At 55.3% G+C, this 24,581-nt stretch carries 19 protein-coding genes; 6 read left to right on the forward strand and 13 right to left on the reverse strand.

Annotated features, from left to right (window positions below; all coding sequences use genetic code 11):
* Window positions 1-166: 166 nt before the first annotated feature.
* On the forward strand, window positions 167-3,040 hold the full coding sequence (gene galA / locus EFA69_RS03955) for a beta-galactosidase GalA (RefSeq protein WP_123131787.1): 2,874 nt from the start codon (window positions 167-169) through the stop codon (window positions 3,038-3,040).
* Window positions 3,041-3,162: 122 nt separating this feature from the next.
* Here galA and EFA69_RS03960 read toward each other — a convergent pair whose 3' ends face one another.
* Both EFA69_RS03960 and EFA69_RS03965 read right to left on the reverse strand, forming a co-directional pair.
* Complete coding sequence (locus tag EFA69_RS03960; RefSeq protein ID WP_123131788.1) at window positions 3,163-5,226, reverse strand: M56 family metallopeptidase; 2,064 nt, start codon at window positions 5,224-5,226, stop codon at window positions 3,163-3,165.
* On the reverse strand, window positions 5,201-5,602 hold the full coding sequence (locus tag EFA69_RS03965) for a BlaI/MecI/CopY family transcriptional regulator (protein ID WP_123131789.1): 402 nt from the start codon (window positions 5,600-5,602) through the stop codon (window positions 5,201-5,203). Before EFA69_RS03965 ends, EFA69_RS03960 begins: the two co-directional genes overlap by 26 nt.
* Before the next feature lie 283 nt (window positions 5,603-5,885).
* On the opposite strand from EFA69_RS03965, the gene EFA69_RS03970 reads away from it, so the two are divergent.
* Window positions 5,886-6,407 (forward strand): hypothetical protein, encoded by a 522-nt coding sequence (locus EFA69_RS03970; RefSeq protein ID WP_148041253.1) that lies wholly within the window; start codon window positions 5,886-5,888, stop codon window positions 6,405-6,407.
* 50 nt (window positions 6,408-6,457) lie between these two features.
* Here EFA69_RS03970 and EFA69_RS03975 read toward each other — a convergent pair whose 3' ends face one another.
* Window positions 6,458-6,649, reverse strand: a complete 192-nt coding sequence (locus EFA69_RS03975) for a hypothetical protein (protein ID WP_123131791.1) — start codon at window positions 6,647-6,649, stop codon at window positions 6,458-6,460.
* A gap of 382 nt (window positions 6,650-7,031) precedes the next feature.
* Here EFA69_RS03975 and arfB point away from each other — a divergent pair, with 382 nt between their 5' ends.
* Window positions 7,032-7,436 carry an alternative ribosome rescue aminoacyl-tRNA hydrolase ArfB gene (arfB, locus tag EFA69_RS03980; protein WP_123131982.1) on the forward strand — a complete coding sequence of 135 codons (405 nt, stop codon included), beginning with the start codon at window positions 7,032-7,034 and terminating at the stop codon, window positions 7,434-7,436.
* A 47-nt stretch (window positions 7,437-7,483) separates the two neighbouring features.
* On the opposite strand, the gene EFA69_RS03985 is transcribed toward arfB, so the two are convergent.
* The 10 genes from EFA69_RS03985 to EFA69_RS04030 form a co-directional block, all read right to left on the reverse strand.
* The gene (locus EFA69_RS03985) at window positions 7,484-8,416 is read right to left on the reverse strand and encodes a 1-phosphofructokinase family hexose kinase (RefSeq protein ID WP_183906688.1); all 933 of its coding nucleotides are present in this window, start codon (window positions 8,414-8,416) and stop codon (window positions 7,484-7,486) included.
* Window positions 8,417-8,484: 68 nt separating this feature from the next.
* A complete protein-coding gene (nagA, locus tag EFA69_RS03990) occupies window positions 8,485-9,648 on the reverse strand; it encodes an N-acetylglucosamine-6-phosphate deacetylase (RefSeq protein WP_148041254.1) in 1,164 nt (387 codons plus the stop codon).
* Window positions 9,649-9,844: 196 nt separating this feature from the next.
* Entirely contained in the window at window positions 9,845-12,259 is a 2,415-nt protein-coding gene (locus tag EFA69_RS03995) for a TonB-dependent receptor domain-containing protein (protein ID WP_123131793.1), read from the reverse strand.
* Between the two features lie 230 nt (window positions 12,260-12,489).
* Window positions 12,490-13,209, reverse strand: coding sequence for a DUF4097 family beta strand repeat-containing protein (locus tag EFA69_RS04000; protein WP_123131794.1), 720 nt, complete (start codon window positions 13,207-13,209; stop codon window positions 12,490-12,492).
* A gap of 136 nt (window positions 13,210-13,345) precedes the next feature.
* Window positions 13,346-14,185 (reverse strand): DUF4097 family beta strand repeat-containing protein, encoded by an 840-nt coding sequence (locus EFA69_RS04005; RefSeq protein ID WP_245964487.1) that lies wholly within the window; start codon window positions 14,183-14,185, stop codon window positions 13,346-13,348.
* A gap of 30 nt (window positions 14,186-14,215) precedes the next feature.
* Complete coding sequence (locus tag EFA69_RS04010) at window positions 14,216-15,148, reverse strand: HEAT repeat domain-containing protein (protein ID WP_123131795.1); 933 nt, start codon at window positions 15,146-15,148, stop codon at window positions 14,216-14,218.
* Entirely contained in the window at window positions 15,138-15,647 is a 510-nt protein-coding gene (locus EFA69_RS04015; protein ID WP_123131796.1) for an RNA polymerase sigma factor, read from the reverse strand. Before EFA69_RS04015 ends, EFA69_RS04010 begins: the two co-directional genes overlap by 11 nt.
* A gap of 346 nt (window positions 15,648-15,993) precedes the next feature.
* A complete protein-coding gene (locus tag EFA69_RS04020) occupies window positions 15,994-16,326 on the reverse strand; it encodes a hypothetical protein (RefSeq protein ID WP_123131797.1) in 333 nt (110 codons plus the stop codon).
* Window positions 16,327-16,328: 2 nt separating this feature from the next.
* The gene (locus EFA69_RS04025; protein WP_123131798.1) at window positions 16,329-18,740 is read right to left on the reverse strand and encodes a penicillin acylase family protein; all 2,412 of its coding nucleotides are present in this window, start codon (window positions 18,738-18,740) and stop codon (window positions 16,329-16,331) included.
* Between the two features lie 183 nt (window positions 18,741-18,923).
* The gene (locus EFA69_RS04030; RefSeq protein WP_123131799.1) at window positions 18,924-19,367 is read right to left on the reverse strand and encodes a hypothetical protein; all 444 of its coding nucleotides are present in this window, start codon (window positions 19,365-19,367) and stop codon (window positions 18,924-18,926) included.
* A 213-nt stretch (window positions 19,368-19,580) separates the two neighbouring features.
* On the opposite strand from EFA69_RS04030, the gene EFA69_RS04035 reads away from it, so the two are divergent.
* The 3 genes from EFA69_RS04035 (at window position 19,581) to EFA69_RS04045 (ending at window position 24,576) form a co-directional block, all read left to right on the forward strand.
* On the forward strand, window positions 19,581-20,906 hold the full coding sequence (locus EFA69_RS04035; RefSeq protein WP_123131800.1) for a M16 family metallopeptidase: 1,326 nt from the start codon (window positions 19,581-19,583) through the stop codon (window positions 20,904-20,906).
* A gap of 31 nt (window positions 20,907-20,937) precedes the next feature.
* Window positions 20,938-23,010, forward strand: a complete 2,073-nt coding sequence (locus EFA69_RS04040) for an insulinase family protein (protein ID WP_123131801.1) — start codon at window positions 20,938-20,940, stop codon at window positions 23,008-23,010.
* Between the two features lie 315 nt (window positions 23,011-23,325).
* The gene (locus EFA69_RS04045; RefSeq protein ID WP_123131802.1) at window positions 23,326-24,576 is read left to right on the forward strand and encodes an efflux RND transporter periplasmic adaptor subunit; all 1,251 of its coding nucleotides are present in this window, start codon (window positions 23,326-23,328) and stop codon (window positions 24,574-24,576) included.
* Window positions 24,577-24,581: the final 5 nt, after the last annotated feature.

The raw sequence follows: 24,581 nt of genomic DNA on the forward strand, positions 1-24,581 counted from the left end.
TGCCACGAAGGTACGGATTAAGCCGCACAGGCCGCGCGGGCGTTTAGGGGCTATTTTTCAGAAAAGAGCCCCTAAACGCAAAAGAAGGGAAAACCGCCGCTGTGCCCGGCATTCTAGAGGATTGTCAAAGTTTTACTTAACTTGATACGTTCCCAAACTCCTCTCTATGTCAAGGCTTAAGACCTTCGTGTTCCTCTGTTTCCTGCTGTTTACCTGTGGGGCGTTTGCCCAGGAGAAAAGCGGTGGCAGACAGCGGCTGCTCATGGACTTCAACTGGCAGTTTGCCTTCGGGCATCCTTCAGACACCCAGAAAGATTTCAACCACGGCAACAGCTATTTCTCCTATCTGGCCAAGGCCGGCTACGGCGACGGGCCCGCCGATCCTAAATTTGACGACCGCGCCTGGCGCCAGCTCAACCTCCCGCATGACTGGGCCGTGGAGCAGGAGTTCAGTCCGCAGGCCAGCTTTAGCCACGGGTTCAAAGCCATCGGGAGAAACTTCCCAGACAGAAGCGTGGGCTGGTACCGGAAAACTTTTGCCGTGCCGGCCTCAGATCTGGGTCGCCGTATTGCGCTGGAGTTTGACGGCGCCTTCCGGGATTCCAAGGTGTGGGTAAACGGCCATTACGTGGGTACCGAGCCCAGCGGCTACAACAGCTTCCGGATTGATATCTCTGAGTACCTCCACTACGGCAGCGACAACGTGGTGGCCGTGCGGGTAGACGCCACTATGGAAGAAGGCTGGTACTATGAAGGCGCCGGTATTTACCGCCATGTGTGGCTTTCCAAAACCAACCCGCTGCACGTAGCGCCCCACGGCACTTTTGTGACTTCGCAGGTGAACAACACCAACGCGCAGGTAACGGCCCGGGCCAGCATTGTCAATGAAGACAAAACCCTCAGGACTTTTTCTGTGGTGCAGACCATTGTAGACGCTACGGGCAAAACGGTGGCTACCCAGCGGCAGGAAAACCTGACGCTGGCCCCGTTCCAAACGCAGGATGTGCGCATGGTTCTGCCGGTGACCAATGCTACGTTATGGGATCTGGACGCGCCCTACCTCTACCAACTGGTCACCACCGTGCTCGCCCAAAATCAGGAAACCGACCGCTACGTCACCCCCTTCGGGATTAGGACCATCCGGTTCTCTGCCAAAGAAGGCTTTTTCCTGAACGGTAAGCACGTGAAACTCAAAGGCACCAACAACCATCAGGAACACGCCGGTGTGGGCACCGCTTTACCAGATGAACTACAGTACTGGCGCATCAAGACCCTCAAAGCCATGGGCTCCAACGCCTACCGCAGTTCCCACCACCCGCCTACCCCGGAGCTGTTGGAAGCCTGCGACAAATTGGGCATGCTGGTCATCAATGAAAACCGGCTCATGGGTACATCTGAGCAGCGCATGGAAGACCTGAAACGCCTGATCCTGCGCGACCGCAACCACCCCAGCGTGATCAGCTGGTCTATTGGCAATGAGGAGTGGGCCATTGAGAACAGCATCATTGGCGCACGCATGGCCACCACCATGCAGGCCTACGCCCAAAGCCTTGACTCTACCCGGGCCGTATCGGCGGGGATCAGCGGCGGTTTCCGGAGCGGGATTTCTGATGTGCTGGAGGTGATGGGCTACAACTACCTGGGCAACGGCGACATTGAAGCGCACCACAGAGATTTCCCCAACCAACCCAGCATGGGTACTGAGGAAGGCTCCACCTTCGCCACCCGAGGCGTGTACGTCACTGATCTGGAGAAACATTACCAGGCGGCCTATGACCGCAAACCGCGCCCTTCGTTCTACTCCATTGAAGAAGGCTGGACCTTCTATGCCAACCGCCCCTGGCTGGCGGGCATGTTCATCTGGACCGGGTTTGATTACCGCGGCGAGCCCACGCCCCACGTGTGGCCATCGGTGACTTCTTACTTCGGGATGATGGATAACTGCGGTTTCCCGAAGGACAATGTGTATTATCTGCGCTCGTGGTGGTCTGGCCAGCCTACGCTGCACCTGCTGCCCCACTGGAACTGGCCGGGAAAGGAAGGTCAGGAAATTGACGTGCGGGCCTACAGCAACTGCGAGGAAGTAGAGCTGTTCCTGAACAAGAAGAGTCTGGGCAGGCAGACCATGAAACCCAATTCGCATCTGGCCTGGAAGGTGAAATACGCTCCCGGTACGCTGGAAGCCATTGGCTACAAAAACGGGCAGAAAGTACTCACAGACGTAGTGAAAACCACGGGCCCGGCGGCTTCTGTGCAACTAAATCCCTACCAAACCACCCTCAAAGCCAACGGCGAGGATCTGGCCATCATCACGGTTTCTGTCACAGATAAAAACAAGATGGCGGTGCCCATTGCCCATGATGAGATCACGTTTCAACTCAAAGGGCCGGGCAAGATCATAGGCGTAGGCAACGGTGATCCTACTTCCTTGGAGAAAGACAGATTCATAGAAGACATCAAAGCAGTGGGCATCACAGATCTGCAGGAGAAACCGCTGCAAAGTATGCCCAGCGGCCCGGCGGCCTTGCCCGATGCGGAGGGCGGCAACTGGATTCCGGCTTTCCTGAAACGTGATTACAAGAACCTGGCGCCCGCGTATGTGCACCGTGGTACTTTTGAGCTGCCCGCCCACTTGGCCGGTGCAGAGATTACCTTCTACTACAAGAGCATTGGGCGGGAGCAGTCTATTTACATCAACGGGCAAGAGGTTGCCCAAAACTTAAAGGAAGACCCTAAAGGGAATGTGTTCAAGCTCAACCACGCCCTCCTGAAGCCCGGCAAGAACACCCTGGAGATTGTGGCTACCCCAATTCCCAAGAAATACGACTGGGACAACGTGAATACAGACCCCGGCACCCTCCAGATCCTCACCCCCGCCCCGGCCTGGAAACGGAAGCTGTTCAACGGTCTGGCCCAGATCATCATTCAAACCACCAAAGAAGCCGGTGAAATCACCTTAACCGCCACAGGCAAAGGCCTGAAACCGGCCGTATTGAAACTAAAAGCGGCTGCCGCCGAGCAAAGGCCAGCCATGCCCTAAGGGAGTGCCTGCAAAAAAAGATCAGGTACAGAAGAAAAAATCCGCTGCTTTCTGTTTAGGGGCTCTTTTTTGAAAAATGGCCCCTAAACAGAAAGCAGCGGATTCTAGGTGATACAGTGCCGTTACTTGGACTGAACGTTGGACTTGATGTGGAAATTAGAGCCTTTCTTTTCCAGCATCACGTCCATGTCTTCGCCAGAGGCTTTGCCCATCAGCTTTTTGTATTTCTCGAATAGGGCCTCAGACTGTTTGTTGCCGTTCAGGTAGAGGCCGGTTTTATCCAGTTTGAGTTCATAGTTGGCCTCCGCAGACGGAATGAGCTTGTCTTCTACCAAAGCGGTTTTGAGCGCCTCCATCATTTGGTTGTGCTTTTTCATGCGCTCGTTGTGTTCCTGCATGCGCACCTCGTGTTGAGCCATGCGCTTTTCGTGCTCTTTCTGGCGCAATTCATGTTGGGCTATGCGCCGATTGTGCAGCTCCATAAGCCTTTCCTGGTGGGCAGGGTTTTGGGCGGCATAGGCGGCGTAGCGCGCGCTGTATTCCTCCATTTTAGCCTGGTACGCTCGCATGCGGGCTTCGTAGTCTTGCATGGCTTTCCTGTATTTCTTGTTGCTGTCTTCATTGTCTGTGCCGGGTCTCACCGGGGCAACGGGGGCCACAGGCGGTACCGGAATCCGCATTAGGCGTGGGGAGTTTGCTTCTTGGGGCATGGGCGGCATTGGGGCCATAGGAGCTAAAGGCGCAGGAGGTACGGGCGGCGCCGGAACTTCTCCATCTTCCTCAGTCTCTATGCTCTCCAGGGTGGTCTCCACGTGGCTCATGGCGCTGATTATCTCTTCTTCAGTTTTCAGCGTTTTGCCTTTTTTTGCGGCGGCTAACTGTTGCTGAATCCGGTCCTGGTATTTCCCCAGTTCGCTCTTAGGAACCCGCTGTCCGTTCACGTACACCTCTACCACTTTGCCCTTCTTGTTCTGCACAATCACCAGGCCGTCTTCCAATTGCTGTAGCGTGAGGTCCTCTTCCTGTAAGCTTTGGGCCGCTTCTGGGGCGGTGGAGGGAACGGGTGCCTGGGCAAGTTGGGGTTTTTCCTGTGCGGAAGTATCCTGTTCCTGACCTGCCTGCAAGGGGTAATTGGCCCAGGCGCTGGCAGAAAACACTAATACTCCGGCTATTACAGCACAACTAGCTAAAAATCCTTCAGAAAAGGAAGGGCGGGTGGTGGATTTTTGCACCAGGCGCGTAATGCGGCCCAGCAAAGACCGGCGACGGCCCGAGAAGGCCATGGCGAGGCGAGGCGTGGAGGGATTCTTTTTCATCATGAGTTCTTCTAAATTGGTTAAAGCATAAGCATAGGTGAGCGAATCGCCGCAGAGGGCGAGGGCCAGGTCATCGCAGGCGTGTTCCCGCTCAGTGCGGGCGCAGTCAGAGATCCACCACACGGCCGGGTGAAAAAAGAAAAGCGTCTCTACCATGCTTTGCAGCAGGTTCAGGAGGTAGTCGCGGCGGTGTACGTGCGCCAGTTCATGGGCCAGAATGGCTTCCACCTGCTGAACTGACAAACCGGCCAGCGCGCCCAGCGGAAGCAGAATGAGGGGTTTGAAGTGCCCAATCACCATAGGAACCCGCACCAAAGCAGACTCGGCTAATTGCACCGCCTGTGTAATGCCCAAGGCCTGGCACAGGTCCTGCGTTTTCTGCTGCCATGCCTCGGCCACGGCCCGGGTGCGGTAAGACTTCAGCCGTTGCACATACACCCAGCCGCCCAGTACCCGCAGCCCCATAAGCAACATGCCCAAAAGCCAGAGCAATACCACTACGGGCAGATGTTGGCTAAAATAGGCTTGTCCTTTTTCCAGTAGCTGTTGCCAGACGGGAAGCGTCGGGGCGGCGGTGGCCAGTACCGTGCTTGTTGTTGCGGAACCGGCAGATACAATAGGCGTGGCATGACCGGCACCTGGCTCATACAGCTGGCAGAACGTGATAAAAGAGACTGCCAGCAGGACCATGAGCGCTCCCCAGGAAACCCGGTAACGGACAGCCGCCGAGTGCCGGTGCATGAGTCTGAGCAGAACGGCCAGCAGCAGGGCCATAAGCGCGCCTTGCCAGAGGGAGTGCAGGAGGGTCCAGCCCAAGGCGTGAATCACAGCCTCCGGGAGTACGTCATGAAGCAGCGTTTGAGGAGTCATCTTCCAGTTTCTTTAAAAGGTGGCGGATTTGGTCTAATTCATCTGGGGTGGTGCGGTGGTTGCCCAGCGCCTGCATAACCAGTTTCATGGCCGATCCCCGGAAGGTGGTGTCCAGAAAACGGTCCAGGAGGCGTTGCTGGGTTTCTTCTTCGGTGACGGCGGCCTGGTATATATGTGATCTGGCTTCCTCATCGCGGGAGACCAGGTTCTTCTCGTGCATGATCTGCAGCAGCTTGAGGGTGGTGGTGTAGCCGGTTTCTTTGAGCTTGCTCTGCTCCTCGTTCACAAACCGCACGGTGCTGGGGCCGTGCTGCCACAGGATCTGCAGAATCTCCAGCTCGGTGTCTGTAGGCTTAAGGGGGGCGTTGTTCTCCATCTTGCGTCTCTGTTCTTCGTCTTACGATACGTTTCGTAGACAATTGTACGAATGCTTTCGTAAAAAGAAAACATATCCCACGAAATTTTTCGTAGATAATTTCAGAAGCGCTTCGTTTGGGTTAAGTAAGGCCAATTCCATTGTGGCGAAGGTGGAAGTGAAATATTCCTTCTATGAAATCTGAAGAGGTAACACGAAAGAAAACAGAGGCTTTGCGCGTTCCTCCCACAAGGGCGGCTCTTTGATGGGCGGCTGTTTCAACTTCTCTTCCGTACTTTACCACATGAAGAAAATTTTATTGCTGGGGCTGGGCTTAAGCGTACTGAGCTGTTTGCCGGCCATGGCACAACGTTATAAAACTGCCGCGGGTCTCAGGATTGGCAGTGACGAGTTTGGGCTTACCATCCAGCAGAAAGTGCTGGAGAAGACTACGCTGGAGGGCTTGCTCACGGCTAGTCCGCGGGAGATAACCGCCACCGTGCTGGCTGAGCAGCATTTTCCCATGCTGGGCCGGCGGTTCAACTACTATGTGGGCGGCGGGGTGCACGGCGGAAGGCTCAAAGACTACGGTGCCATCTACGGTTTTGACGCCATTGCCGGTATTGAGTACAAAGTGAACGGACTGCCGTTCCTGCTCTCGGCGGACCTGAAACCGGCGTTCCATCTGCGGCACGAGGAGTGGTTCAACATGGGCGGCGCGTTCTCCATCCGGTACGTGCTGGTGCGGGAAAAACCGCCTACGCCCGGGGAAATCATCAAGGGCATCTTTACACCCAAAGGTAAGAAGAAAAAGAAGAAAGACTGATTCCGTGCCTTGGGTTTTGCGTTTAGGGGCTCTTTTTCAGAAAACAGCCTCTAAACGTAAACCGGGTGCAAGGCTTTGATTGTTATCTCTTTCTGAGGAGCGGCGGCCTGGGTGGCGGGTACGTTTCTGCCAGACTGGTTGATGTACAGCATCTGCTGCCTGTAATCAAGGCTTCGCAAGGCATCTTTCAGCGCCAGCCCGGCTCCAAGACAAATAACGAATAGCAGAATAATCACTCTCATGGCGTTCTTTTTCTTTGTTCACCTAATAGACATTTCCTGACGATTGCATGGATAAGCACCAGCTGTTTTTGGCTACCCTACTCCTTTTCAAAGAAAAGGGTTTCTGCTGACCATTTCTGCCGGGCTCTACTCCAATCCTATGCCAAACGCTAAATGATTAATAATAAGTAATTAATCTGGTTTAGATGCTTGGGAGAGTGTCCGGCTACGGACGGCAAGTGTCCATACCTGAACAACGAGCGGTTCTCGGTTTAAAATATAAGCTGGTGAATGAGTTTTTATTGGGGGCAAAAGCGCTAGGTTTGGCGGCGAGAAGAACCCCAACAAGCCGGAAAAAAGAGAAGCTGTCATCTTGGCGCACGTACATCCGTAGTTGTACCTTATGTTACCAGATCTAACCCCAGAACTTACCTTCCAGACCTCGCGGAGCAGCGGCCCGGGCGGACAGAACGTGAACAAAGTAGCCAGCCGGGTAGAGGTGTGGTTCTCCATTGAGAACTCGGCCCTGCTTACCCAGGAGCAGAAAGACCTGCTGCTGGAGAAACTGGCTTCACGCCTGAACAAAGAAGGATACCTGCACCTGGCCAGCCAGGAAGACCGGAGCCAGTTAGCCAACAAGGAGCTGGTGGTGCAGAAACTGTATGAGGTACTGGAGCAGGCCCTGCACCGGCCCAAACCCCGCAAGAAAACCCGCCCTTCCAAAGCCGCCGTGCAGAAACGGTTACAGGCCAAGCAAAAGCAAGGGCAGAAGAAAGCCAACCGGAGAGCCGGCGCCGCCGATGATTAAATGCGTTTAGGGGCTCTTTTTCAGAAAACAGCCCCTAAACGCACGGGTTAGCTATGCTGCTTAATCCATTGGTAAATTTCCTCCACGTCTGGTTTGCGGCAAAGTTCTGAGCCGGGTGTCATGGTGGTGGCCGTGCCGGTGGCCACGCCGTACCGGATCACCTCGGGCCACGACCAGCCTTCGGTGAGTTTGAGAACCATACCGCCTACCATGCTGTCGCCGGCGCCTACGGCACTTTCCTGTTTAACGGTGGGCGGGGTCACGTACTCAAAGCCGTCTTTGGTGGCCAGCATGGCGCCGCGGGGCCCCAGGGAAACCACCAGCACCTGGCTTTTGCCTTCGGCAATGACCCGGCGGGCCAGTTCCTCCTGCTCCTGCGCCGTTATTTTCTCTTTCCCGGCCAGGGCGGCCAGTTCATTCAGGTTGGGTTTGAGCAGGTAAATCCCTTCGCCGGCGGCTTGCATGAGGGCTTCGCCCGAGGTGTCTACCACCAGCTTAAAACCTTTCCTTACCGCAATCTGGGCCATCTGGGCATAGAAATCGTCTGGTATGCCAGGGGCGTTGCTGCCGCTGGCCACCACAAACTCCGGGGTTTCCTCCAGTTCCTCCAGGGCCTGCAGCAACTGTTTCCACTCCGGCTCCTGTATCTGCGGACCGGGCATGCCAAAACGGTATTGTTCGCCGGTAGCGGTTTCAAACACCATCAGGTTCTCGCGGGTCCAGTTTACGCAGTTGAACTCGCGGTAGCGCACGCCTTCGGCCTGTAACAAATCGCCGATGCGCTGGCCCGCCGCGCCGCCAGAAAGGTACCAGGCGCAGGACTCGCCGCCCAGTTTTTTAATGGCTCGGGAGACATTGATGCCGCCGCCGCCCGGCTCATAGGTAGGCTCCTCGCAGCGGAGTTTCTTTTCGGGGGCCAGCCGCTGCACGCGGGTGCTTTTGTCCAGAGCGGGGTTTACGGTGATGGTAATGATTTTCATAGGTATATCAGGTTCAACCAACAGATACGGGAAAAGCTGGTTTAAGGCTTATTTGGAAAAAAGAGCCGCTAAACGGTTTTGCTACCGATGGCAAGGGGCACGGCTGCTCCGTCTATCCATACCTGTTGCAACTGCAAGGCTTGGTCTAATACTACCAGATTGGCCGCCGCACCGGGCACCAGCTGCCCCACCTGGTGCTCCAGCCCCAGCACCTGTGCCGGGTAGAGGGTGGCCATGCGCAGCGCCTCGTCCAGCTCCAACCCTACCAGGTTCACGGTGTTCTGTACCGCCTGGAGCATGGTGAGCGCAGAACCGGCCAACCGACCGTCTTCGGTTTCACAGCGGCCGTTGCGGTAATAGGCCTTGAAGTTCCCGAAATCAGTGAATGCTATGTCTGAGCCCACGCAGGCGGCGCAGTCTGAGACCAGGAGCAACTTCTGGCCCAGCATCTTTTTAGCCAGGCGCACTGCGTAGGGGTGGCAGTGCTCTCCGTCCACGATAATGCCCGTCCAGGCTTGGCCGTAGTCCAGGGCGGCGGCGGCCAGACCGGGCTGTTTGGTGTCTATTCCGCTCATGGCGTTGTAGAGGTGCGTCACAGCCGTGACCCCGTTCCGGAAGAAGTGCAGGGCCTGGTCATAGGTAGCCATGCTGTGCCCGGCAGATAAGACAATGCCACTGTCAACGAGCCGCTGTAGGATGCTTTCCTCGGCGCATTCCGGCGCCAGCGTGAGGTATTTGAGCACGTCTTTCCCGGCCTCTAAGAGCACGTCCAGTTCTTCATGGGTGGCGGTTCTTATGCAGGCAGTGTCATGGGCGCCGGGCTTCTGCGGACTGAAAAACGGTCCCTCCAGGTGCATGCCCAGAAACGTGCTGGGGTGCTGTCCCATGGCTTTCCGCACCGCGGAAAAAGTTTCCAGAATGCGTTCTTGGTAGGCCGAGATAACGGTGGGCAGAAAGCTGGTGGTGCCAAATTGCAGGTGCGCGTCTCTGATGGTGTTCAGGCTGTCCAGTGTGGGGTACTGGGTGAAATACACGCCCCCGCCGCCGTTTACCTGCAAGTCTACAAAACCGGGGCAGATAATCCCGCCCTGCGCATCTATAACAGTGGTGCCTTCCGGAATTTCTGAGTGCTGGACCAGGTCTGTGATTTTATCGTTCTCAAACAAGACTGCGTAGCCTTGGGCGGTGGTGTAGCCTGAGTAAATGGTGCCGTTGGTAAGTGCGAAGCGCATGTGAGATAATTCTGTGATGGCGCCAATTTGCGGAAAAGCGGCCAGAAACGGCAAAGGAATTTTCTGTTTAGAGCCTCTTTTCCTGAAAACAGGCCAAAAGCAGAAACACGACCCAAAGAGCCGTGCGCTGCTCACAAATAAACCAACTTCTTCCGGGCGGCCAAAGGTGCCGTCCCTGTTGTCTGTAAGACCTGTTTTATTGGCCCTGCTTCACGTCATTGTTGTCAATGGATTTCTTTTGGCGCGCGGCTTTTTTGGCATCGGCTTGGCCAAACTTGTAGTCAAACGTGACCCGCGCCGACCTGTTGTAATTGCGGTTCTCCAGGGTTTGGGTGAAGGCGGGAGTTCTGGTCTCATATCCAAACCGCATCGTTTTGGTGAAAATATTGTCGGCGGCCAGGCTTACGCTGCCCTTTTTGTCAAACAGTTCTTTTTTAACGGCCAGGCTGAAGTAGTTCCACCCGTAGCTTTTGCCCTGCAACGTCACGTTGGAAGAACTGGTGCTCCCGAAGAACTGCGCACTGATGCCTTTGCCAAACTCATAGCCCGTGTTGAGGCTGATGAAATACTGCCAGCCGCTGTTCTGGGCAAACGGGCTCTGGAAGCGGCTGTGCTGCACGTGCATGCTGCCGTTAATGCTCCAGGCTGCCACCGGCTTGGTGGAACCGGACAGACTGAGGCCGTAGCCCTGCGCCTTCCCGGCGTTGCCATAGGTGGTGAAAGCAATGTCTTCTTCCAGGCGTATGAGGGGCTGAATGGCGTTATTGGTCTGGTTCAGAAACACCGAGGCATTGACCGAGCTGGTCTTGAAAAAGGTGCTGTAGCCCAGTTCATAGGTATGCGTGAGTTCAGGGCTAAGGGCTGGGTTGCCGTAAGTGACGTTCTTGGGGTCGCGGGTGTCACGGTAAGGGTTCAGGTAGAAAATGTACGGCCGCTGAATGCGCTGCGTGTAACTCACCTTAACCGTATGGTCTTTCTTAAACGTTCTGGACACGTAGAGCGAAGGAACCAGCCGCCCGTACTGGTTTTTCAGGCGGGTGGTGTTGCTGGTGAAATCACCGGAGATGAAGGTGTGCTCATAGCGGGCCCCTGCCCGGTAGGTGTAGTTTTTGAGCAGCGGACCGCCATATGTGACATACCCGGCCATTACGTTCTGGTCATAGTGGAGCAGGTTCTGCCCGGGCGCGGTACGGTTTTCCAGCGGAAAAGTGATGTCATAGAGCGCATTGCTTTCCGCGCGGCGGAGAATGGTTTTCAGGCCCGCCTCCAGGGAAGTTTTGCCGGCGAACGCTTGGGTGTAGTCTAGCTGGAGGGTAATTTCCTGATTGAAGTTGTCATTGGTGTTACGCTGCACATAATACAGCTGCTCCTGCGTGTTCTGGCGGTCCTGGTCAATGCGGTTGTCAATGTCTGACTGGCTCCACTGGGCCAGAAACGTAAGCTCCTGCTGCGGCTTGAAGATGTGCGTGTAGTCAAAATTCAGGTCGGTGCCCAGGGGTCTGAACTGGAAGTGGTTCTGGCTGTAGATGGTTTGGTACAGGCCCGGTGCCGGTGACGTGGTCACCTGGTCCATGCGGCCCTGGTACTTGCCCAGGTTCAGTTTGAAGCCCGCTGAGAACAGGTTAAGCGAGTCCAGTTCATAGTCCAGCCCCAGTTGCGCGTTGGCCCCACCACCGAAGATTTTTCCCCTGGCCGTTTGGTTGGTCAGCGCCTCGCCCTCCTGGCGGCGCATCAGAGACTTCCGCCGCACGTAATATTTGAACCCGTTGAGCCCGGCATTTACGCCCAGTTTCCCTTTTCGCACGTTCAGGTTCCCGAAGCCGTTGCTGCCCACCGTACCCAGAGTAATTCCTACGCTGCCGCTGGTGCCCTGCAAACTGTTCTTTTTGGTGATGATGTTGATGACCCCGCCCGTACCCTCGGCGTCATATTTGGCCGGCGGATTGGTCATGACCTCCACGCTCTTGATGTTGTCTGCCGGAATCTGTTTCAGGGCATCTGCCAGGCTGGAGGCCATGATGTTAGAGGTTTTGCCGTTGATAAGTACCCGTACATTGGCAGAGCCGCGCAACTGCACATTCCCTTCTGGGTCTACTGCCAAGGAGGGCACTTTCTTGAGTACATCTGCCGCGTTGCCGCCCGCATTGGTAATGTCTTGCTCGGCGTTGTACACCAGCCGGTCGCCTTTGTCTTCAATGAGCGGTTTCTGCCCCACCACCGTCACTTCCTGCAATTTGTTTGCCGCGGAGTGAAGCTGTATGGTGCCGGCGTCTGCGTCTGGGGTTTGGGCCGTGATACTAATGTCCTGTACCGTTTTAGCGGCATAGCCAATGAAGCTGAACGTGAGCGTGTACACCCCTGGCCCCACCTTTGAAAAAGAGAATTGCCCTTTGTCATTGGTGAGCGTGCCATCAAGCGCCTGGGAGCTGTTCTTCAGGTGCAACGCCACGGTGGCATAGGCTACCGGTTTTCCTGAAAGCGAGTCTAGCACCAGGCCCGTTATTTTTCCTGCGCCCTGCGCCGAGGCGGAAATTGTCTGCGCCCGCCCGGCAGGAGCCACCGAAAGGAAAAGGCATAGCAGTCCCAGTAAAAAGAGGTATCTTTTTTTCATGAGGGGAAAAGAATATGATTTTTAGACGAAAGGGTGACGGTGACGGATTGCCTTTGGGAGGCGATGGCGTTTAGGGCTTGTTTTTAGAAAAACAGGCGCTAAACAGGGGCTGCTGAGAATCCCCTTCCCAGGGGGAAATTTGGGTAAAGGAAACGTAAGGGGAGCGGCAGGCGGTCTGGGGTAGGTTTCCGTTTAGGGGCTATTTTTGGGAAAAGAGCCCCTAAACGGGCTTACTTTTTCCGGCGGAAGTACACGTCATTGCTGATGGATTCCAGCCTCACCACCGGGCCGCCCTCCTTTAGTTTCCCGTTGAGGTCATAGCCCACTAGGGGAGCCTCGGGGCGCTGCTCGTGGAGGGCAATCTCCAGGTCTGAGTACACTTCGCCGGTGATGGTTTTGAGCTGCACGGCGGCGCCTTGCTGGGTGGGCCAGTCTATGTCTACAAACCCGCTGATAGACTTAGCTTGGATGGGGCCGGTAAGACCGCGGGCCTCTACGTCTCCGGTAATGGTTTCCAGGGTCACGTTGGCGTGGCGGGGCAGGAAAATCTCATAGTCAATCCTGGTACAGGCAAAGCTGGTGGCCCTGCCCGTTTTGGTGTTGTAATTCCCGAAGTTGCTGCGGTAGCCGTCTGGGCAGTTGATGCTGTCACTCTCCACGTCTTTGAACAGTTCCTGCCTCAGGTCTGCCAAGACGTTCAGCTGGTCTTTGGCGTCCTCAAAACGTAAGACAAATGCCTCGTTCAGCTTGCCGCCGTTTATTTCATAGCAGACTTTCACCAAGGCCTCGTTTTTATCCCAGGCGGTGAGTTTGACGTCATTGGCAAACGGGAGGTTCAGGTTCACTTTCTTGGAGGCAGGCAGGGCGAAGGTCTTCTCCACCACTTTTTTTTGGGCATGCGCGGCCAGGGAGCCCCACAGCAGCAGGGCGGCCATCAATAAATTTCTCATAAGAATAGTATTTTTGGGTGATTAGAAGGCGGGGATGGAAGGGTGTTTCCTAGTAGGAACGGAAGGCAAGGGTACGGGCGGTAGAAACGGTTCCCGTAGGCCCTGTTGCCTCCATTCCTGTGGGGATTATCTTGAATTACTTTTTCTTTCGGATGAAGATGTCGCTGGAGATGCTTTGCACGCTCATTTCTACGCCGCCGCCGTTGGTTTTGCCGTCAATGTTGCCGCCGCCGCCAATCAGGTTCATGTTGTTCTCCTTGCCTTCTTGCTTTAAGTCCATGTTAAAATCTGTATAGACTTCGCCCTGCAGGGATTTGAGCTTGAAGTTGGCTTTGGTGTTGGCGGGCAAGGTGATGTCTATCTCACCCGCCACCGATGAAAGCGCACTGGGCTTGCTCTGGGCCAGCGAAGAGAAAACCACTTTGAGCATACCGGCCGTGGTATTGGCCACCACCGGGCCAGAGACGTTGGTGAAGGTGGCCTCAGCGTTGTTCAGCCGGGCTTCAATCTCCCCGTCCAGGTCAGAAATGCGCAGGTCGCCGCCCGTCCAGTTGGTTTCTTTGTACAGAATAGAGGCGTTTCTGGGTACCCTGATGGTGTACTTGGCATCACTCCTGGAGGCTTTGGCAATGGTCAGGATATCGCCTTTTTTCTCAACGGAGAGTCCCAGGCTGGTATTGTCTTCCATTTGGTTGTAGAGGGGCTTGAGGCCTTCGGCGCGTTGGGGCGGGGCGTTGTACTCCCGGGTTTCAATAATGACCTCGTCACTATTGTGGCCAATTATTTCCACATCGCTGTTGAACATGGAGAGCTGCACCTGTTTCTCTTTGCCGTTGCCCAGCTTGATTTTATAGTTCCTGACGTTGTTTGCGGCGGTGGTGGATGCTTTCTGTTGGCCGCCCCCGTGGGAAGTTTGTGCAAAGGAAGTCCCGGTTAGCAGGAGGCAAGCCCATGCCAGTGTAATTGCTTTTTTCATGGTGTGAGAAGATATGAGGTTGAGGCAGGTTTAAATAAGGGTGCCCAGTCCCTCTTGTGCTTTCAGTTTTATGATAGGTAATAAATTGTCACGGGTAGATAAGTCCTGCAGGTGCGGCACGGCGTTTTTCTCTTTCAGGCTAATCACAATCTCAATGAGCGTGAGCTGCATCATAGGATCTGTCTGGGTGCCCAGCGCCTGAATGAAGGCCTTGCGCACCTCTGGCCGGTCTTTGAACCGGTAAAGCGCCTCACACGCGGCCAGCCGCACGTTCACGTTGTTGTCCTGGTTCATGGTTTTCACCAGCTGCCTAATCACTTTTTTGCTTTCCTGGGGCGTGAGGCCCTCTGTCTCCAGTTCCTGACGTACCATTTGCAGCCGGTCGCTGGCAGAGGCGTGGGCCACAGTGGCGCTCGCCAGCACCGTGATGGTTTTCCGCCGTGGCGAAGAGGAAATCTCTTTCTCTGACTCCGGTGCTGCTGTCTGAGCGGGCAGTGGGTCTGTTTCCGTTGCGGCCAGGGCCGAAGTTTCTGGGGCCGGAGTGATTTCCGTTACCAATGGTGCTGCCTGGGTTTGGGGTTGCTCCTGTACCGCCGCCACTTTATTGGGGGCAGAATCTTGCCTGAAGTAATTGCCCGCCCAGAACGCCACCAATAGCAAACTGATGCTGGCCGCCATCTGCCAGGCGTACTGCTGGAAGAAAGTCTTCTCCTTCGGCGCAGCCGGTGAGGCGGTCATCTGCGGCTGCCCAATCTTCTCAAACAGCCAGTCATCTGCCAAAAATTTGTCCAGCTCTACTTCCTGCTCCTGCGCATAGTATTCAAACTGAATAGCATGGGCTTTGAGATGGTCTGGCAACAGTTTGGTCTGCTGGAAGAAGTCTTTAAGCTGGTTTTCCTCCTCTAAAGAAGTCTCGCCGTTGTAGTATTTCTCCAGAAGAGTTTCTATCTGTTTAAAGGGCATAGTTTTCCATCTTTAAAAGTCCGTCTCGCACGCTTTTCCTGGCTCTGGACAGGGTTACCCGTATGGCGTTCACGTTCATGCCGGTAACCTGTTCCACCTCTTCATAAGAATAGCCTTCCACATCACGCAGGTGCAGGATTAACTGCTGCTGCTCCGGTAGTTCCTTTACCAGTTCCTGCACTTTGTGCACCTGGTCTGCGAGTTCATAGCGCTGGTAGGGCGTCTGCTCGCCGGAATTCAGTTCCATGTCAGTCACGTCTACCATCTGCTTGTTCTTCTTGGCCTTCAGTTTGTCCAGGCACAGGTTCTTGGTGATGCTCATGGCAAACGCCTCAATGCTGGCGTAAGCGTGGAGCTTGTGCTTGTTGGTCCAGAGTTTCAGGAACACGTCCTGCAAAATATCCTCAGCCTCCTCCTTGTTCTGGAGCATGAACAGCGCCAGCCGGTAAAGCTTCTGCTTGCTGGGGAGTACCTTGGTTTTAAACTCTTGTAAGTCCATTCATTTACAGAGACGACCGTACCCGGAAGTCATTACAGCATTTCTCAGATTTTTTTGCAGATACTTTGAGAATGCCCGCTAAAGAGGCAGGAACAACGTTTTTTTGAGTCAAAGAATAATAAAGAGGACAAGTAAGGAGACTTTTTTCGGGGGCCCGCCCGCCCACCGAAGGGAAGATTGGCAGATGCGTTTAGGGGCTGTTTTCCCAAAAACAGCTCCTAAACGGAACGGGGGTTTGCAGTTACGCAACGCACCCAATGGCACAGACGCCCGCTAATTTCGCAGCGGCAAAGAAGTTTTTAACTAAGCATTTAGGGGCTCTTTTTCCAGAAACAGCCCCTAAACGCTACCGCAGCGCTTTCCGGAAGAAGAACCCAGACAGGGCGCTTATCCCGCCCACGGTGCCGCCAATCAGGACGGTGGCGGCCATGAGGAGCCAGGGAGAATGAATGGTGAGCAGCGCCGCCACGCGGGAACTTAGGAGTCCGTCGGTGACCAGGTGCCAGAACAATGCGGCGCCCAGCCAGCTCAACGCAATAGCCCCGAACCCAGCCAGAAAGGCCTGACCGCCCCGGTGCGCGCGCAGGAACGCCACTCCAAAACATACCACGGCAATGCTCCACCACGGCAGAAAAAACTGGGCTAAAAGGCTGAGAAGGAGAATGAGGAGGAAGAGCATGGCTAGTCTTTGGTTAAGGTCCAGTGAACGGAAGTGGCGGCAGGCTGGTCCTGCACCGATTTCAGAAACAACATGCGGTGCAGTTTCCCGGCCTGCCAGTCATGCAACAAGTTGTCATAGAACTTGCTGCCGGGGTTGCCGCTCTGTCCGCCGGGGTACACTCCCCAGGCCTGCACCTGCGGCCCCATCTGCACCACCATGCGCCACGAGGGGCCATGGCTGCCGCTGAGGGCATTGATGGAATTGGCACTGCCCCCGGCAAACAGTTTCTGCCCGAAGCCCGGCAACTGCGCCATGTGGTTGATACTGGAATTCTTGGCGTGGCCCCACTGCCATTGTTCGGGCTGGCCGGTGCTCAGGCTGTCGGCTACCTGCCGGAAGGTAGTGTTCGCCAGCAGGGCCAGCGTCTCTTTCTGCGGAGTGGTCATGTCATCATACCAGCGGGCATTGGGTTCCTGCAAGATCATCTGCACCAGGCGGTCGCGGGCAGGGGCTTTGAGCGTAGCCGGCGGGAAATCATCGGCCCAGATGGCGCGGGCCAGTTGTTGCCACCATTCTTCAAAGACCGAGGGCGCTACACTTTGGGCGTTAAACTGGTAGTTCCACGTGGACAGGAGTTGGTAAGCCTTCTTCTGGTTTGTTGAAAGCGTGTTCTGGTCAATGAGCCGCAGCAGCGTGGGCAGCACGTTTTTGGGTACATAGCTGTAGTTGTCTGTCTGCAACACCCTGAAACTGTCTGGCGTGGCCTGGGTCATAGCAGATAGCCGCTCATTGATGCGGGCACTGCGCTCATAGCCGGCAAAGCTGGAGCCCAAGTAATACGGGTAATCTTGAGGGCTCACCGGAGTCTGGTTCGCGGAGCTCACGAAGCCCCGGGCAGGGTTGAATACCTGGGGCACCTGGTCCATGGGTACCCAGCCGTGCCAGTCATGGGCGGGGTTGGTGCCGTCCAGCAGGAACTTGCCCTGGCCCGGCCATTTGAGCGGGTAAAGCCCGTTAGACACAATGCTAATATTCCGAGCATCGGCGTAGACGAAATTGAAGGCTGGCGCGGCCCAGGTGGTCAAGGCTTGCCTGAACTGCTGGTAGTTGGAGGCCCGGTTCACCAGGTACAGGGCTTTGAGTTCGTTCTGGTTGTCATGGGCGGTCCAGCGGAGGGCGTGGCCGGTGGGGGTGCTGGTCTTTTTGAACGCTTTTTCATGCGGCAGGTAGGCCACCGGGCCGTGATGCGTGTACAGCACCGTGTCCAGCACGGTTTTTCCGCCTTTCACCTTGATTGCCTCCACCTCGCGGCGCACGGGTTTCCACTGGTTGTGGTGCCAGTACTCCTGCCGCTTCTGGTCTCTGAATCTGATTTCGTACCAGTCCAGCACATCGGCGCCTACGTTGGTCATGCCCCAGGCAATCTGCTCGTTGAAGCCAATGCCCACGCCCGGCGCGCCCGGAATGATTACTCCGTAGGCATTGATGCCCGGAGCGTGCAGCTGTACCACGTGCCAGATAGACGGTAAACTGAGCCCCAGGTGCGGATCTGAAGCCAGCAGCGGGTACCCGTTGGCCGTGCGGGAACCCGAGACTGCCCAGTTATTGCTGCCCAGGTTCTCGGGCTTCTGCCGCTCCAGGGTATGGAAAGCCAGCCCGGCTACGAACTCCTGGGGAGTGGGAGGCACCGGCAACGGCGTAAAATCAAGGGGCGTGCCCACCGGAACAATAGGTTCCTCTCTGAACGGGTAATCGGGGAAAAGATCATTGACTACTTGGGCGCCGTATTTGCGCAGGTTGTTGGTCATGCGCAGGTCATCTGAGCTCCCGGTCATGTCATAGGCCAGCATCTTGAGCAGCAGCGCTATCTTAAGTGGAGTCCAGGGTTCAGGGGCGTAGTGCAGCAGTTTGTACTCAAACGGATACTCCCCCGCTGGAAGCTGCCGGATGTACGCATTCACGCCTGCGGTATAGGCTTCCAGCACGGCCTGGCTCTCCGGATCGGCCATCATTTTAGCCAGAGACTTCCGCGCCGAGGTCATCATGCCCATGCGGCGTTGGTAGCGGTCCATTTCCAGGGCACGGTCGCCAATAATCTCAGACAGCCTTCCGGCGGCGGCGTGCGTCATGAACTCCATTTGCCAGAGACGGTCTTTGGCCGTGAGGTACCCTTGGGCGAAATACAGGTCATGGTTGTTCTGCGCGAAGACGTGGGGCACCCGCAGAGAATCAAACCTCACCTGAACCGGAGCCCGCAATCCTGCCAGCGAAAGCTCCTGCGAACTGAAATCATCGTCTGACCCGCTCCGCCAGAACCCTTCATAAGGGCTTAGGAAAGGTCCCAGGGCCGGAACAATGCCGTAGGTGCGGTTAAGGGCGTAGACCAGTAGAACAGTGAGCAGCGTGGCAAGCAGGGCTTTTACCCATTTCATGGCGGCGGGGTCAGGAGGGTGGAAACTGCTTGAAAGATAGTTGGTTCTCTATGGAAAGGCAAGTGGCGCAAATTTGCGTTTAGGGGCTCTTTTTCTAAAAACGGCCCCTAAACGCAAGGTTCCGGGGCCGGCATAAAAAAAGCCGAGGCATTTGCCTCGGCTTCCATGGTATTAAAAGCTAGTTTACTGGTTGTTCTGGCTGTTGGGGCGGCGGGGAGCTCCCATTCTCTGTCCGCGGCCTTGGCCTTGCCCCTGTCCTCTCTCCAATTGCTGTGCTATGATGGCGGCAAATTTCTCCTGTTGGGCCGGGGTTAACAGCGCGTTGATCTCCATGGCACGTTTCTGAGCTTCGGCTTGCATGGCGGCACGGTCTACGCGGCCGTTCTGGGTGCGCATTTTCTCCATGTCCTGGGCCGAGGCCAACACAATGGCTTTCACTTTGGTGGCCTGGTCTGGCGTGAGGTCCAGCTGTTTCTGGTACCGCTCCAGCTGCGCCAGCGCGCGTTCTTCTGGGGTGAGCCTGGCGCGGCTCTGCGGCGTTTGGGTCTGCTGCGCGAAGGCCGAAGAACCGGCCAATAAGGCTACAAACAGGAAGGCGAGCGACGCTAATTTTTGAAAGGTTCTCATACTACGGGCTTCTTTTAGTGGTTTTATGAATTAGAGGTGGTTTTACGGAGAAGGTTTAAACTGATCCAAAAAAAGCTTAACAGACTGAAAGTCTAGCGGCAATGGAACAGTTTTAGGAAAAATAGACTTAAATTTAAGGACGTTTTCCGGCCACAGGGCTAAAAACGTGCCATACTAACCAAACGACCCTTTTTATTTTTTAACGCTTTTTGAATGAAACGAAAATTGTTGAGTACCCTGTTGCTGGGTGCCAGCCTCACCGCTGCCGCGCAAAGCAACAAGATTGAGTTCACGGAGTACGACCTGCCCAATGGTCTGCACGTGATTCTGCACCAAGACAAGACTACCCCCACCGTGGCCGTTACCATGATGTACCATGTGGGTTCCAAGAACGAGAACGCAGACCGCACCGGCTTCGCGCATTTTTTTGAGCATTTAATGTTTGAAGGCTCAGAAAACGTGGAGCGCGGCAAGTACATCAACATGATTCAGAGCGCGGGCGGGGCCGTAAACGCCAATACTTCCTTTGACCGCACCTATTATTACCAGATTCTGCCGTCTAACCAACTGGCCTTGGGCCTCTGGATGGAAGCCGACCGTATGCGGGCGGCCAAGATTGACCAGCAGGGCGTAGAAACCCAGCGCCAGGTAGTGAAGGAAGAGAAAAAGCAGCGCATAGACAACCAGCCGTACGGCTCGCTGCTGGAAAATACCTTCGCCACGGCCTTCTCTGTACACCCGTACCGTTGGGTGCCCATTGGTTCTGCGCAGTATATAGACCGGGCGTCTTTGCCAGAGTTCATGCAGTTCTACAAAACGTTCTACGTGCCCAACAACGCCACCCTCACCATTGCCGGAGACCTGGACATCAACCAAACCAAGGCGTGGGTAGATCAGTATTTCAGCCGTATTCCTAAAGGAACCGGTACCATTCCGCGTCCGTCTGTAGAGGAACCGGCGCAGATAGAGGAAGGCCGTAAAGTAGTATTTGACAACATTCAGCTGCCCGCGGTGGTGCAGGCGTTCCATACGCCGGCACAGGGGACAGATGATTCCTATGCCATTAACATGCTGACCACCCTCTTGGCCGGCGGACAAAGCTCCCGCCTGAACAAGGCCCTGGTAGACAAACAGCAGAAAGCCGTAACGGTAGCTTCTATCCCTATGGCCATGGAAGACCCGGGGTTGTTCATCAATCTGGCGGTAGCCAACATGGGCGTAGATGTGCATGACCTGGAGCGGGCCATGGATGCCGAGATTGAGCGCGTGAAGAATGAGCCTATCTCAGACCAGGAGTTCCAGAAACTGCGCAACCAACTGGAGACCGAGTACATCAACGGTATCTCCACGCTGGAAGGACGCACGGAGAAACTGGCTTCCTACCATGCCCTATACGGCAACACCAACCTCATCAATACCGAGCTGGACAAAATCCTGGCCGTGACCAAAGAGGACCTGATGCGGGTAGCCAAAAAGTATTTAACCAAAGAGAACCGCGCGGTGCTGCACTACCTACCCAAGGTAGCCCAGAACAGATAAGCATTGGTTTTTTTCTTATTCACAGCATTCCATGAAAAAATATATTTCCATTTTCTTTCTGGCGCTGACGGCCTCCTTGGGCAGTATGGCGCAAACCAAACAGACGCCGCCGCCTGCGGGCCCGGCTCCGGTCATTGAACTGGGCAAGTATGAGTTCTTCACGCTCTCCAACGGGCTAAAGGTGTACGTGGTGGAAAACCACAACCTGCCAAAGGTGTCCATGAGTTTGGTGCTGGATAGAGCGCCTGTATTAGAGGGCGAGAAAGCCGGTTTAACCGGGGCTGCCGGCTACCTCATGCGTACCGGTACCGCCACGCGTACCAAAGACCAGCTAGACGAGCAGATTGACTTTATTGGCGCTTCCCTGAGCACAACTGCCACTGGTTTTTCGGCCTCAGGCTTAAAGAAACATTTCCCTAAGCTGCTGGAACTGGCCTCTGATGTGGTACTGCGTCCGCAGTTTAAGCAGGAGGAACTAGACAAGTTCAAAAAGCAGATGGTGTCTAACCTGGCTTCGGGCAAAGATGACCCGGCTACCATGGAAGGAAACCTGCAACAGACGCTCCTGTACGGCAAAAGCCACCCGTACGGCGAGGTAATCACGGAGAAGACCATTGAAAACATTGCCCTGGCAGATGTGCAGCAGTATTACGGCACCTATTTCAGACCGAACATTGGCTATCTGGCAATTGTAGGCGATATCACGGCCAAAGACGCCAAGAAACTGGTGAAACAGTACTTCGGGAACTGGAAAAAAGCCGATGTGAAGCAGGCCACCTATGCGGCTCCGGCTTCATTAAGCGGTAATCAAGTAGCCATTGTAGACCGGCCCAACTCAGTGCAGTCTAACATCTCTGTCACGTACACCGTGGACCTGAAACCAGGTAGCCCAGACGCCATTGCCGCCAGCTTGATGAACAACATCCTGGGTGGTTCCTTTGCCCGCCTGGATGCCAATCTACGCGAAAAGCACGCCTATACCTATGGTTCTAATTCCTCTTTGGTGTCAGACAAGCTGTCGGGACGTGTCAGTGCGTTTGCCAGCGTAAGAAATACCGTGACAGACAGCGCCTTCACGCAGATTATGTATGAGATGGACCGCCTGCGCAAAGAGCCGGTGACCGCTGAGGAACTGAAGAAAGTGCAGAGCATGATGACTGGTTCTTTCGCCCGTTCGCTGGAAAACCCGCTTACGGTGGCCATGTTCGCCATCAACACTGCCCGGTACAACCTGCCGCAGGACTATTATGCCAACTACCTGAAAAACGTGGCCGCGGTAACGCCGGCAGACATCCAACGGGTGGCCCAGAAGTACCTGCAGCCGGAGAAAGCCTATTTAACGGCCATCGGGAACGCCCGCGAGATCGCTGATAAACTGAAGCGTTTCAACAGCAACCAGCCTATTGCCTATTTCAATGCCTTCGGGGAGAAAGCAGAGGCTCCGCTCATGGCCCTGCCGAGCGGGGTGAACGTGCAGACGGTGTTAGCCGCTTATATGAATGCCTTGGGAGGCAAAGCCAATCTGGAGAAAGTAAAAGACCTTACCATTAAGCGTACCATGAATGTGCCCGGTGCCCAACTGGCGGTGGTGCAGCAGCAGAAAGGCGTGGAGAAGTCTTTGACTACCATCAGCTTTGGGGCGAATGAGGTGAACCGCATTACCATTAACGGCACCAAAGGGAACATCAACAGCCAGGGGCAGGTGAAAGAACTGGCCGGACCAGAACTGCAGGACCAGAAACTGGAGAACTGGATGTTCAGCTTCCTGAACTATGACCAACTGGGCGTAAAACTGGCCCTGAACCAGATAGAGAAAGTAGAAGGCCGTGAAGCCTACAAACTGGAACTGACCCTGCCTAGCGGTAAAAAGTCTTACCACTACTTTGACAAGGAAACCGGTCTGAAAGTACGCGAGGTGGCCACTGAGCAAACCGCCGTAGGTACTGCCAACCAAACCACAGACATCAAAGACTACCGCGAGGTGAACGGCATCAAGTTTCCGCACCAGATAGACCTGCACATTGGCAGCCAGATCATTTCTTCTACCGTGAACAGCGTGGAAATCAACAAGAACTTGAAAGACGACGTGTTCAAGTTGAAATAAGCACGGTTAAACGGTTAAGTGACCGGCTGCGTTTAGGGGCTGTTTTTCCAAAAACAGCCTCTAAACGCAACCGGTTTTTTTATGTCCATCCTATATTCAATCAATACGTTTTACAGCCTTTTTGGGAAAAACAGCCCCTAAACGTACTTACCTCAAAAGCGAAATTAATTCTTCTCTAAACCTGCCCATAACCGGAATAGCTGTCCAGAACCGGACACTTTTGAAGAAGGGGTTTTAGTGTAAGTTGTATATAACCAGATGGTTATGTATTGGCACGCCGCTTGGATACCAGATGGTGTCAAAACAGTGTCAACCATGGATAGAGAAATACCCCAAGCACAAGTACAAAAAGCCAAACGCAGGAGGTGGTGGCAGATAGGCGCCGTGGTCGTGGTGGTGCTGATCGGAGTGCTGGCGTTCCGGTCGGTGCTGCAGACGCGGGTAGCCAGATCAGAGCTCCGCTTCGCCACCGTGGAAGTGGGTGCCGTAGAGGCTTCGCTCACTGCCTCCGGGGTGGTGGTGCCCGAGAACGAGGAAGTCATCGCCAGTCCCATTCAGGCTAAGATTGAGCGCGTGCTGCATACCCCCGGTGATCACGTGGCGGCCGGCGAGCCGCTCCTGCTCCTGGACAAACAATCGTCCCAGACGGCCTTTGACAAGCTCCGCGATGAGCAGCAACTGAAGCAGAACAAAACCGCCGAACTCCAGAACGACCTCCAGAAAAACGTCAACCAGCTCCGCTCCCGCTATGCTGTGCAGGAAGTGCGGGTGAAAAGCCTGCAAGCTGCCCTTAATGATGAACAATACCTGCTCTCCATTGGCGGCGGCACTCAGGAAAACGTGAAGAAAGCCGAGCTGGACCTGAAAGTAGCCTCGCTGGAACTAACCCAGCTCCAACGCCAAATTCAGGACGAACAGGCCGCCGCCCGCATAGGCATGAAAGGCGTGGGCTATGAACTGGAAATGCAGCGCCGCGACATAGGCCAACTGCAACGCCAACTGGAGCAAGCCGATGTGAAAGCCGTGCGCAAAGGCGTGGTAACGTGGGTGAACGAGGAAGTAGGCGGCACCGTGAACGCCGGCGACCCGCTGGCCCGCATAGCCGATCTGAGCAGCTTCAAGATCAAAGCCACCATTGCAGATACGTACGCCGAGCAGTTGAAAGTAGGCGGCCCCGTGACCGTGCGGGTGAACAACACAGATCTGCGCGGCGAGATTGCCAGCGTGCAGCCCAAAGTGGAGAACGGCATTATCACGTTCTACGTGCGGCTGCAGGAGAAAAACCACCAAGCCCTGCGCTCCAACCTGCGGGTGGAAGTCTTCGTCCTCACCGATTTCCGGCCCAACGTGCTGCGCGTGAAAAACGGGCCTTTCTTCACCGGCTCCCCGGAACAGGCGGTGTTTGTGGTCCAGGGCGACAAAGCCGTGCGCCGCACCCTGAAAACCGGTGCCAGCAACCTGGACTACGTGGAACTGCAAGGCGACATCGCCAAGGGCGAGCAGATCATCCTCTCCAACACCAAGGAGTACGTGCACCTGAAAGAACTGCAACTCTCAGCCGATTAAGTCCC

The organism is Rufibacter immobilis, from assembly GCF_003721565.1.
GTDB classification, from domain to species: Bacteria; Bacteroidota; Bacteroidia; order Cytophagales; family Hymenobacteraceae; genus Nibribacter; species Nibribacter immobilis.

Excerpts from the sequence above, each read along its gene's own strand:
- galA (WP_123131787.1), top strand. The coding sequence starts at position 167 with ATGTCAAGGCTTAAGACCTTCGTGTTCCTCTGTTTCCTGCTGTTTACC.
- EFA69_RS03960 (WP_123131788.1), bottom strand. The coding sequence starts at position 5,226 with ATGACTCCTCAAACGCTGCTTCATGACGTACTCCCGGAGGCTGTGATT.
- EFA69_RS03965 (WP_123131789.1), bottom strand. The coding sequence starts at position 5,602 with ATGGAGAACAACGCCCCCCTTAAGCCTACAGACACCGAGCTGGAGATT.
- EFA69_RS03970 (WP_148041253.1), top strand. The coding sequence starts at position 5,886 with ATGAAGAAAATTTTATTGCTGGGGCTGGGCTTAAGCGTACTGAGCTGT.
- EFA69_RS03975 (WP_123131791.1), bottom strand. The coding sequence starts at position 6,649 with ATGAGAGTGATTATTCTGCTATTCGTTATTTGTCTTGGAGCCGGGCTG.
- arfB (WP_123131982.1), top strand. The coding sequence starts at position 7,032 with ATGTTACCAGATCTAACCCCAGAACTTACCTTCCAGACCTCGCGGAGC.
- EFA69_RS03985 (WP_183906688.1), bottom strand. The coding sequence starts at position 8,416 with ATGAAAATCATTACCATCACCGTAAACCCCGCTCTGGACAAAAGCACC.
- nagA (WP_148041254.1), bottom strand. The coding sequence starts at position 9,648 with ATGCGCTTCGCACTTACCAACGGCACCATTTACTCAGGCTACACCACC.
- EFA69_RS03995 (WP_123131793.1), bottom strand. The coding sequence starts at position 12,259 with ATGAAAAAAAGATACCTCTTTTTACTGGGACTGCTATGCCTTTTCCTT.
- EFA69_RS04000 (WP_123131794.1), bottom strand. The coding sequence starts at position 13,209 with ATGAGAAATTTATTGATGGCCGCCCTGCTGCTGTGGGGCTCCCTGGCC.
- EFA69_RS04005 (WP_245964487.1), bottom strand. The coding sequence starts at position 14,185 with ATGAAAAAAGCAATTACACTGGCATGGGCTTGCCTCCTGCTAACCGGG.
- EFA69_RS04010 (WP_123131795.1), bottom strand. The coding sequence starts at position 15,148 with ATGCCCTTTAAACAGATAGAAACTCTTCTGGAGAAATACTACAACGGC.
- EFA69_RS04015 (WP_123131796.1), bottom strand. The coding sequence starts at position 15,647 with ATGGACTTACAAGAGTTTAAAACCAAGGTACTCCCCAGCAAGCAGAAG.
- EFA69_RS04020 (WP_123131797.1), bottom strand. The coding sequence starts at position 16,326 with ATGCTCTTCCTCCTCATTCTCCTTCTCAGCCTTTTAGCCCAGTTTTTT.
- EFA69_RS04025 (WP_123131798.1), bottom strand. The coding sequence starts at position 18,740 with ATGAAATGGGTAAAAGCCCTGCTTGCCACGCTGCTCACTGTTCTACTG.
- EFA69_RS04030 (WP_123131799.1), bottom strand. The coding sequence starts at position 19,367 with ATGAGAACCTTTCAAAAATTAGCGTCGCTCGCCTTCCTGTTTGTAGCC.
- EFA69_RS04035 (WP_123131800.1), top strand. The coding sequence starts at position 19,581 with ATGAAACGAAAATTGTTGAGTACCCTGTTGCTGGGTGCCAGCCTCACC.
- EFA69_RS04040 (WP_123131801.1), top strand. The coding sequence starts at position 20,938 with ATGAAAAAATATATTTCCATTTTCTTTCTGGCGCTGACGGCCTCCTTG.
- EFA69_RS04045 (WP_123131802.1), top strand. The coding sequence starts at position 23,326 with ATGGATAGAGAAATACCCCAAGCACAAGTACAAAAAGCCAAACGCAGG.